Source organism: Neisseria sp. Marseille-Q2251 (assembly GCF_940793045.1).
In the GTDB taxonomy this organism is placed as follows: Bacteria; Pseudomonadota; Gammaproteobacteria; order Burkholderiales; family Neisseriaceae; genus Neisseria.
Genome location: NZ_CALNWV010000063.1, coordinates 1 through 9,362, shown reverse-complemented (window position 1 = coordinate 9,362; position 9,362 = coordinate 1). Strand labels below are relative to the sequence as shown.

12 protein-coding genes are annotated in these 9,362 nt (G+C 52.1%); 5 read left to right on the top strand and 7 right to left on the bottom strand.

Annotated features, from left to right (window positions below):
• Positions 1 to 143: 143 nt before the first annotated feature.
• From AAG834_RS13145 to AAG834_RS13135, 3 genes are all read right to left on the bottom strand, one after another.
• Complete coding sequence (locus tag AAG834_RS13145) at positions 144 to 290, bottom strand: hypothetical protein (RefSeq protein WP_003767024.1); 147 nt, start codon at positions 288 to 290, stop codon at positions 144 to 146.
• A 192-nt stretch (positions 291 to 482) separates the two neighbouring features.
• Entirely contained in the window at positions 483 to 1,337 is an 855-nt protein-coding gene (gene lgt / locus AAG834_RS13140; protein WP_107826122.1) for a prolipoprotein diacylglyceryl transferase, read from the bottom strand.
• A 111-nt stretch (positions 1,338 to 1,448) separates the two neighbouring features.
• Complete coding sequence (locus AAG834_RS13135) at positions 1,449 to 2,579, bottom strand: M14 family metallopeptidase (protein ID WP_342032393.1); 1,131 nt, start codon at positions 2,577 to 2,579, stop codon at positions 1,449 to 1,451.
• Between the two features lie 92 nt (positions 2,580 to 2,671).
• Here AAG834_RS13135 and AAG834_RS13130 point away from each other — a divergent pair, with 92 nt between their 5' ends.
• Positions 2,672 to 2,836, top strand: coding sequence for a pseudouridine synthase (locus AAG834_RS13130; RefSeq protein ID WP_203025947.1), 165 nt, complete (start codon positions 2,672 to 2,674; stop codon positions 2,834 to 2,836).
• 51 nt (positions 2,837 to 2,887) lie between these two features.
• Complete coding sequence (gene argB / locus AAG834_RS13125; protein WP_342032392.1) at positions 2,888 to 3,778, top strand: acetylglutamate kinase; 891 nt, start codon at positions 2,888 to 2,890, stop codon at positions 3,776 to 3,778.
• A 320-nt stretch (positions 3,779 to 4,098) separates the two neighbouring features.
• On the opposite strand, the gene AAG834_RS13120 is transcribed toward argB, so the two are convergent.
• The 4 genes from AAG834_RS13120 to AAG834_RS13105 form a co-directional block, all read right to left on the bottom strand.
• A complete protein-coding gene (locus AAG834_RS13120) occupies positions 4,099 to 5,073 on the bottom strand; it encodes a class 1 fructose-bisphosphatase (protein ID WP_342032391.1) in 975 nt (324 codons plus the stop codon).
• 69 nt (positions 5,074 to 5,142) lie between these two features.
• The gene (locus AAG834_RS13115) at positions 5,143 to 5,517 is read right to left on the bottom strand and encodes a hypothetical protein (RefSeq protein WP_342032390.1); all 375 of its coding nucleotides are present in this window, start codon (positions 5,515 to 5,517) and stop codon (positions 5,143 to 5,145) included.
• Positions 5,518 to 5,618: 101 nt separating this feature from the next.
• Positions 5,619 to 6,464 carry a 23S rRNA (adenine(2030)-N(6))-methyltransferase RlmJ gene (locus tag AAG834_RS13110; RefSeq protein ID WP_342032389.1) on the bottom strand — a complete coding sequence of 282 codons (846 nt, stop codon included), beginning with the start codon at positions 6,462 to 6,464 and terminating at the stop codon, positions 5,619 to 5,621.
• Positions 6,465 to 6,612: 148 nt separating this feature from the next.
• Positions 6,613 to 7,563 carry a helix-turn-helix transcriptional regulator gene (locus AAG834_RS13105; protein ID WP_342032388.1) on the bottom strand — a complete coding sequence of 317 codons (951 nt, stop codon included), beginning with the start codon at positions 7,561 to 7,563 and terminating at the stop codon, positions 6,613 to 6,615.
• Between the two features lie 159 nt (positions 7,564 to 7,722).
• Between AAG834_RS13105 and AAG834_RS13100 the strand changes: the two genes are divergently transcribed.
• The 3 genes from AAG834_RS13100 to AAG834_RS13090 all read left to right on the top strand — a co-directional run bounded on the left by AAG834_RS13100 (position 7,723) and on the right by AAG834_RS13090 (position 9,099).
• Entirely contained in the window at positions 7,723 to 8,058 is a 336-nt protein-coding gene (locus AAG834_RS13100; protein WP_045075755.1) for a carboxymuconolactone decarboxylase family protein, read from the top strand.
• Positions 8,059 to 8,184: 126 nt separating this feature from the next.
• Positions 8,185 to 8,550, top strand: a complete 366-nt coding sequence (locus AAG834_RS13095; protein WP_342032387.1) for a rhodanese-like domain-containing protein — start codon at positions 8,185 to 8,187, stop codon at positions 8,548 to 8,550.
• Between the two features lie 54 nt (positions 8,551 to 8,604).
• On the top strand, positions 8,605 to 9,099 hold the full coding sequence (locus AAG834_RS13090) for a DUF302 domain-containing protein (protein WP_342032386.1): 495 nt from the start codon (positions 8,605 to 8,607) through the stop codon (positions 9,097 to 9,099).
• The last annotated feature ends 263 nt before the right edge of the window (positions 9,100 to 9,362 follow it).

The following is a 9,362-nucleotide window of genomic DNA, read 5'->3' as shown; positions in this document are numbered from 1 at the left end:
CGTTCGTCTTGGGTCAGTTGTGTGTAGCTCATGGCAATCTTTCTTGCAGGAAAGGCCGTATGCTACCTCATACTGGCCTTTTTCTGTTATGGAAAGTTGCACTTCAAATGCGAATCCGCCGACCTTTGTTTTTCAAAACGGAATCAGCCGCCGCATGCGCCGCAGCAGCCGCCTTCGCTGTGGCCTCCGCGTTTTTCTTCGTTGTTGACTACGGGCAGCTCGACTTCTTCAGACTGTTCTTTTTTGTCTTCGGGCAGGTCGTTGACTTTGATTTTGTTTTCTTCTGACATTTTAGTCTCTCTTTAAAAAAGGGTGGAAAGGTGTGCCAAGATACCATCGGGCGGCGGATAAACCAAGTCGGATTTAAGATTTTTTGCGATTCGGTTTGATGAATCGCAAATTGCGCCCGTTTGGAATAGCTGACGTGATGACGGGATGCTTATTACAGCGTCCCGTTTGGGTTTTCAGACGACCTTTGGGCATCAGTTAAGGCGATTTTTCTTACCGAACCAAACAAAACCGATCGCGCCCAATACAATCATCGGAACGCTCAACCATTGTCCCATCGACAAGCCCAAGGTGAGCAGGCCGAGATAGTCGTCGGGCTGGCGGGCGTATTCGGCGATGAAGCGGAAGAAGCCGTAGCCGCCGAGGAAGAGGGAGGCGACTTGTCCGGTCGGACGCGGTTTTTTGGAGAAAATCCATACGACGATGAAAAGGCAGATGCCTTCCAGTGCGAATTGGTAGAGTTGCGAAGGGTGGCGGGGCAGTACGTGGTATTGCTGCATCCATTCCGCCCAAAGCGGGTTGCGCACGGCGGCGTTGAGGTCTTCTGCGCGCGCTTGCGGGAAGCCCATTGCCCAAAAGGCGTTGATGTCGGTAATCCGGCCCCAGAGTTCGCCGTTGATGAAGTTGCCGATACGGCCGGAAGCCAAGCCCAGTGGAACAAGCGGCGCAACGAAATCCATGGTTTTTAAGGTGCTGATTTTGTGTTTGCGGCTGAAGAGCCACATGGCGATGACGACGCCCAAGAAGCCGCCGTGAAACGACATGCCGCCTTCCCAAACTTTAAGCATTTCGAGCGGATGTTCGAGGTAGTATGAGAGTTTGTAAAACAGAATATAACCGAGACGACCGCCGAGAATGACACCTACAACGCCCCAAGTCAGGAAGTCGTCGAGCATTTCTTGGGTAAAGGCGGTGTTGCCTTGCTTGATGCGGCGGCGTCCCAGCCATAGGAAAAGAATAAAGCCGACGATATAGCTGAGGGCATACCAGCGGATGGCGACTGGTCCGATACTGATTGCAACAGGATTAAACTGCGGATGTATCATCATGATGGTGTTCCTTATGAGAAGGGCGGTTTATGTGTTTTTAGCCCGACAAAGGTCGTCTGAAAATGCCGATTGGGATTTTCAGACGACCTTTTGTGTGATGGGGAAAAATAATTATCGCAAATCATCGACAACGTTCAAGACAGCCGACAACATGGCTTCGCCCAAGCGCAGGGAGCGTTGGCCGTTCCAGCCGAAGTCGTCGTCGGGCAGGTTGGCGTTGTCTTTAAACGGCATTTCGAGCGTATAGGCGAGGCAGCCGAAATGGTTGCCCACCCAGTTGGTCGCGAGCGTCATGTTTGCCTGACCGGGCGCGTCTTTTTCATAGCCGTATTCGTCTTGGAAGTCGGGGCTGGCGGAGAGCAGGGCGGTTTTGAACTGCGTTTCCAGTGCGGCGATGCGCGGATTATAGTTTGGCACGCCTTCCGTACCGGCGACAAAGACAAACGGCAATGCTTCGTCGCCATGAATGTCCAAGAACAAATCTACGCCGGTTTCCAACATTTTTTCGCGAACGAGGAATACTTCGGGGCTTTTTTCCAAAGTCGGATTTTCCCATTTGCGGTTGAGGTTTGCGCCTGCGGCATTGGTGCGCAGGTTGCCCAATACCGAGCCGTCGGGATTCATGTTCGGTACGATATAGAAAGTGGCGCGGTCGAGCAAGATGCGCGCAGTCGGGTCTTGCGGATCGAGCAGGCGGCCGAGCAAGCCTTCGATAAACCATTCCGCCATCGTTTCGCCCGGATGCTGGCGGGCGATAATCCAGATTTTCATGTCGCTTTCGACTTGGTTGCCGACGGTCAGCAGATTGATGTCACGACCTTGAACAGTGCTGCCCAAGTCGTCGATGCGGCAAAGCCCGCTGCCTTGCGCGTCGCCCAAGAGGTTTAAATGCTGCTCGTGGGAGTAGGGTTCGAAATAGGCGTAGTAAACGCTGTTGGAGAGCGGTGTATGATTGATGGTCAACACGCCGTTTTCGTATTCGGTTGGGACGCGGAACCAATTTTGGCGGTCGTAAGAGGCGCACGTCTGATAATCTTCCCAGCCTTCGGGATAAGCCGAATCCGCCGCGTTTTCAAAGTGCATCACGCAATTCTGATACGCCGCTCCTTGTAGGCGGAAATAAAACCATTGGGCGAAATCGGAAGCATTGTCCGGACGCAACTCCAAGCGGATATTGGCGGGGTCGGTCAGGTCTTTGACGACGACGGAGCCGGCGTCAAATTGAGTGCTGATTTTAATCATGGGAAAGTCCTCGGTATATCGGGCAAACCGGATAACCGTTGTTTGAGAAAATGTGTGGGCGATACCATATCCGTCGGCGACGGCAAACCGATATGCCCGAATCCTTCGATTCTACCATTCCGACGGGCGCGTCCTCAACCGATAAGGGGCGGGGAATGTTGTTTCAGACGACCTTTGACGTTAAGATAGGGCAGATTCACTTTAAATCAGGACAAGACGGCAAAGCTGCAAACAGTTGCGAAGCTGATTTTTACTGATTCAAAGGTAATCCGCTATAATGATTAAATTGTTAATAATGAGACACGATTATGAGCGAATCCCACCCCATTTCCGCAGCCGACAAAGCGCGCATTTTAGCCGAAGCCCTGCCGTATATCCGCCGTTTTTCCGGCTCCGTTATCGTCATCAAATACGGCGGCAACGCCATGACCGAGCCTGCTTTGAAAGAAGGCTTTGCCCGCGATGTCGTTTTGCTCAAACTGGTGGGTATCCATCCTGTCATCGTCCACGGCGGCGGACCGCAAATCAATGAAATGTTGGAAAAAATTGGTAAAAAAGGCGAATTCGTGCAAGGCATGCGCGTGACCGACGGCGAAACAATGGACATCGTAGAAATGGTGTTGGGCGGTCATGTCAACAAAGAAATCGTCTCGCTGATCAATTTACAGGGCGGACGCGCGGTCGGAGTCACCGGACGCGACAACCATTTCATCAAAGCGAAAAAACTGCTGGTTGATACGCCCGAGCAGGCAGGTGTGGACATCGGACAAGTCGGCACGGTCGAAAGCATAGACGTACGCTTGATTGAAGGCTTGATCGAACGCGGCTGCATTCCCGTCGTCGCACCCATCGGCGTCGGCGAGAAAGGCGAAGCCTTCAACATCAACGCCGACTTGGTCGCAGGCAAACTGGCGGAAGAGTTAAACGCGGAAAAACTGCTGTTGATGACCAACATCTCCGGCGTGATGGACAAAGAAGGCAACCTGCTGACCAACCTCACGCCAAGCCGTATCGGCGAATTAATCGCAGACGGCACACTCTACGGCGGTATGTTGCCCAAAATCAGCTCCGCCGTCGAAGCGGCAAGCAACGGCGTCAAAGCGACACACATCATCGACGGACGCCTGCCCAACGCGCTTTTGTTGGAAATTTTCACCGATGCAGGCATAGGCTCGATGATTTTGGGCGAAAGGTCATAACGGCCCGCAGATGAGTCAAGGCTTGCCGAACAGCAGTCCTTGTATAGTGGATTAACTTTAAACCAGTACTGTGTTGCCTCGCCTTAGCTCAAAGAGAACGATTCTCTAAGGTGCTGAAGCACCAAGTGAATCGGTTCCGTACTATCTGTACTGTCTGCGGCTTCGTCGCCTTGTCCTGATTTAAATTTAATCCACTATAAATGCCCGAATACTAAATACACAAAAGGTCGTCTGAAAACCTGTTTCAACGTTCATTACGAATGCTGAAACGGATTTTCAGACGACCTTTTTATGGCAGGATATCCTACAAACTCAACATCTTAGTTTTGATGCAGCTTGCCGACATATTCGACTTCCTCGCGGCTGCCCATGACGACGGCTACGCGTTGGTGCAGACCCGTGGGGACGATGTCGAGCATGTTTTCCAAAGCATTGCTTGCCGCTGCGCCTGCCTGTTCCAAAATCAGGCTCATCGGGTTGGCTTCGTACATCAGGCGCAGCTTGCCGGGTTTGGATGGATCGCGTTTGTCTTGAGGATACATAAATACGCCGCCGCGCATCAGGATACGGTGGATTTCAGCGACCATGCTCGCTACCCAGCGCATATTGTAATTTTTACCGCGAACGCCCGTATCGCCTGCCAGCAGTTCGTTAATATATTGCTGCATGGGGGCTTGCCAGTGGCGAGAGTTGGACATATTGATGGCAAATTCTTTGGTCGATGCCGGAACTTCTGGATTTTCTTTGGTCAGGACGAATTCGTTGTTTTCGTTGAGCGTGAACACGAAAACGCCGTGTTTCAAAGTGAACACCAATTGTGTTTGTGGACCGTACAAAACATAACCTGCCGCCACTTGGTCACGACCTTTTTGCAGGAAGGATTCGGTATTCAGACGACCTTCGGGTTTGGTGAGTACGGAAAAAATCGTGCCGACGGAAATATTGACGTCGATATTAGACGAGCCGTCCAGAGGGTCGAACAAGACGAGATAGCCGCCGTTTTCGTTGGCTGCAACAAAAGTATCCTCTTCCTCGCTTGCCAAACCGGCAACATGGGCATTGTTTTTCAAGACGTCAATCAGGATATCGTTGGCAATCACATCCAGCTTTTTCTGATCTTCGCCCTGAACATTGCCCGTACCCGCCATGCCCAACACGCCGGCGAGTGCGCCCAAGCGGACTTTGCCGCTGATGTCGGAGCAGGCGGCGACGATGGACTCGAGGACGCTGCCCAATTCGGCAGGAATGTTGTTTTGCTGTAAATGCTGCGGTAGGAATTGCGCTAATGTTTTCATATTGGACTCGGTTTCTGGCTATAAAAAAGAAAAGGTCGTCTGAAAATGGTTTTTAGACGAGGTCGGTATTTATTTTTTGCTTGAAGGGGCGGAGGCGGTGCCGCCTATCATTTCTTTGGCGCATTCGACCGCGCTTTGCTTGATTTTGGTTTTCAGCTCGCCGCCGACTTCGCCGCCGATCAGTTTCGACATATCGTCGATGGATATCTGGTCTGCGGTTTTTTCCGAAGCGCACGAACAGATTTGCTGTACGGTATCAGACGGTATCGCGCTGCTTTTCGGCGCTTTTTCCACGCAGATGGCGGTCGCGCTGCTGATGAAGTGGCCGCGCAATTCTTCGCCGAAGGTTTCTTGTACCGTATCTTGAACCGAACGTTCGCAGGAGCATAGAAAAAGCGTGCAAAGGGAAACCAAAAGCAATGAAGCAGGATGTCTGATCGTCATAATTTGAAAACGTAAAAACAATGTAGTGAATTGTAGTTTAAATCGGAAGCCCATGCCACAGGATTTCCTACCGGTGTCTTGGTTCGACGGGATAATATCGATTATTTTATGCAGCTGTTTAAGACGAATCGCGCGCCGTTGTCTTGAGCCAGTATGTCGGTCAACGCGGGAAGGTTATTTTTCAGCAGTTCCGGCAACAGGTAGGGCGGGTTGATGATAAACATGCCGCTGCCGTGCATCCCGAATCCGTCCGGACGCGGGGTGTGGACGTGTAACTCGGCGTGCAGGTAGCTGTCGGGCATCAGCTTTTGCAGCTGATCGGGCAGTTTGCGGCTTTCTTCGCGGCTCAAGCAGGGATACCAAACCATATAACAACCCTGTTCAAAGCGTTTGAGCGCGTCTTTTAAAGTTTGGACAACGCGCTGGTAGTCTTGTTTTTCTTCATACGGTGGATCAATCAAGACGACGGCGCGGCGCGGCGGCGGAGGCAGCAGCGAAATCAAACCGCGAAACCCGTCTGTCTGCACAATCTGCCCGCGTCTGCCCAAACGGGCTTCTTCCATATTGTTCTTTAAATGTTGGAAATCGGCAGGATGCAGCTCAAACAAACGCAGTTTGTCGCTGTCGCGCGTCAGGGCTTGGGCAAGCCACGGCGAACCGCAATAGAGCTGTTCTTGCGGGAGTATGGATTTTAGACGGGCGATAAAGGCGGACAGCTCGGGTGGCAGATTTTCCGCCTCTTGGAGCAACCGGATGCCTTGTTTGTATTCGCCGACTTTTTGCGCTTCGCTGCCACTCAAATCATATAAGCCTGCGCCGCTGTGGGTATCGATATACCAATAGGGCTTGTCTTTCTGATTGAAGTAATCAAGCGTCAGGAAAAGGATGAAATGCTTGAGCATATCGGCATGGTTGCCGGCATGGAAGGCGTGGCGGTAGCTGAGCATAAGAGGTCGTCTGAAAAGGGAAAAATGGATTATATAGGCAAATAAACGGTGTATCCAAACAGGCTTTCTCGGGCATCACAATGGCTGAACGATAAATCAAAAGTTTATAACGCTTTTGACTTTGCCGTTTTCAGACGACCTTTCGGGTTCAAATGCCTTCAGGCGGCCGGCTGGTATCTTCATCTGCCGTTTCGTTTTCGTTTTTCCTATATTGCCCTGGCGAAATCCCGTATTGTTTTTTAAACGCTTTGCCGAAGTGGGTTTCGGATTGGAAACCGACGTTCAAGGCGACGGATAAGACCGAATCGGCAGTTTGCCGCAGTAATACGGCGGCTTGGCGCAGGCGGATGAGGTTGACGAAGGCGTGGGGGCTGATGCCGGTTTGCTGTTTGAACAGGCGCATGAGTTGGGCACGGGAGAGGTTGGCAAGCTCGGTCATTTTTTCGATGTTCCATTCGTCTTCGGGGCGGCTGACGACAGTTTGGATGAGCTGGCGCAGGCGTTTATCGCGCAGGCCGTTGAGTATGCCGCACAAAGGCGCTTCTCCGCCTTGTTCGAGATGGGCGCGGACGATGAGGACAAGGAGGACGGAGGAGAGGGCATTGACGATGGCGCGCGAGCCGGAAAGCGTGTGCGCGCTTTCATATTGCAACATGGAGATAAGGCATTGTAGCGAGGGATGGTCCATCTTGATGAGGACGGTTTCGGGCAGGTCGTGCATGATGTCGGCGTGTTCGTCGTATTCGAAGCGGGCGCAGAACAAATCGAGGCTTTTTTCACCGCCGCTACGGGACGAAGCGACCGTGAATGCGCCGCTGTTGTCGATATGCGGTGTATCGCCGCAGTTGTTGCAGTCTGCTTCGCTGCTGATGATGTGTTCCGCGCTGCGCGGGAAAAAGATAAGGTCGCCGGTTTGCAAAAGACGCGCTTCGGGTTCGCCTTCGATTTTGATATAGCTTTCTCCGGCGACGACAAGGTGCGCGATGCCGTGCGCGCGCCTGCGTCCGTGCGGTGCGTACCATTTGTCGCGGAACAGGCATTGTATGTCCACGCTGCCGGTAATTTGCGCCAGTTCGATGAGTTTGTCCAAAGTGTCCATAAGTGTTTTTTGCAAGTGAATGAGATGATTTGACGATTATAATAGTCAAATTATTGCAATAATGCCATTCATCGGATGTAAAGATGGCGGATTAAATTGAAATCCGCCATGAAAGAGCAGCATCCTGCATATCAAATACATTGGAAAGGAAATCAAAAAATGTTTCTAAATTGGCCCGAACACACCGCACACGTTAAAAAATCATTCGGCGAGCTGGGTAAAAACCACCCGAAAATGCTGCAAGCCTACGGCGCACTGGAACAAGCCGCCGCAGCCGAAGCATTGGATGCAAAAACCCGCGAGCTGATTGCCCTCGCCGTCGCTATCACCACCCGTTGCGAAAGCTGCATCAGCGTACATGCTGCCGCGGCCGCCAAAGCGGGCGCGACTGAAAGCGAAATCGCCGGCGCACTGGCGACCGCTATTTCCTTGAACGCAGGCGCAGCCTACACTTACGCCCTGCGTGCTTTGGAAGCGGTTGACGCACAGCGTTGATTTTGTCTCAAAGGGTCGTCTGAAAACAACTCCCGTTTCAGACGACCCTTCTGCTGACGGAGCATTGCTTTTTGCCGCCGAACCGTTTAGATTGACATCTTTGTTCAACCGTTTGGAGAAACGACCATGAAAAAATTGCTGACTGCCGCGCTGACTGCCGCCGCACTCGTCCTACCTGCCGCCGTATCCTATGCCGCGCCCGCTGCCAAAGCCGCCAGCACGCAACCTGCCAAAGCAAAAGGCGTATGGATTGACGTACGTTCCGAAGAAGAATTCAAATCCGGCCACTTGCAAGGCGCGGTCAACATCCCGCACGACCAAATCGTCGAACGCATCAAAAGCGTCAGCCCCGACAAAAACGCACCCGTCAACCTCTACTGCCGCAGCGGCCGCCGTGCCGAAGCCGCGCTTACCGAGTTGAAAAAAGCAGGCTACACCAACGTAACCAACCACGGCGGTTACGAAGACTTGGTAAAAAAAGGTTTGAAATAACCAGCAACAAGGTCGTCTGAAACATTTCAGACGACCTTTTATCTAAGGAAAAACATGAAACCGATACGCACCTTCGCCGCAGCCGCCATCCTCGCCGCCCTGACCGCCTGCGCTTCACACGGCGGCGATGCCGCCCGACAACCCGATTCCCGACAAAGTTCCACCATGAATCAAACCCATACCGCCGTCAGCAAATACAGTTTTGACGATACCGTCCGTCGTTTGGAAACCGCCGTCAAAGAAAAAGGCATGACCGTGTTCGCCGTCATCGACCACCAAGCTGCCGCCCGCCAAAGTGGTTTGGACATGCAGCCCGCCAAAGTCATCGTCTTCGGTACGCCCAAAGCCGGCACACCGCTGATGCAAAAAGACCCCGCCTTCGCCCTGCAACTGCCGTTGCGCGTCCTCGTCACTGAAACCGACGGCGCAGTTCAAGTCGTATTCAACGATACACGCGCGCTGGTGTCGGGCAGCAAAATCGAGTTTACCGAAGTCGAAAACACGCTCGCCAACGCGGAAAAACTCATCCGTAAAACGGTAACAGAATAAGGTTCGCCCAAATCCGAAGGTCGTCTGAAAACCTAAGCAAACCCTGCTAAATTCGTTTTCAGACGACCTTTTGACAAAATAATGTGCCGAGGTCGTCTGAAAACTTGTTCGACGACATCGACACATTATAGTGGATTATAGTTAATTAAAAACAAAATAGTACAATACTCAACTTTTAAGGTCTAACCATGGCATACTCTGCGGACTTAAGAAACAAAGCTTTAAACTATTACGAACAATGCAAAAACATCAGCCAAACCGCA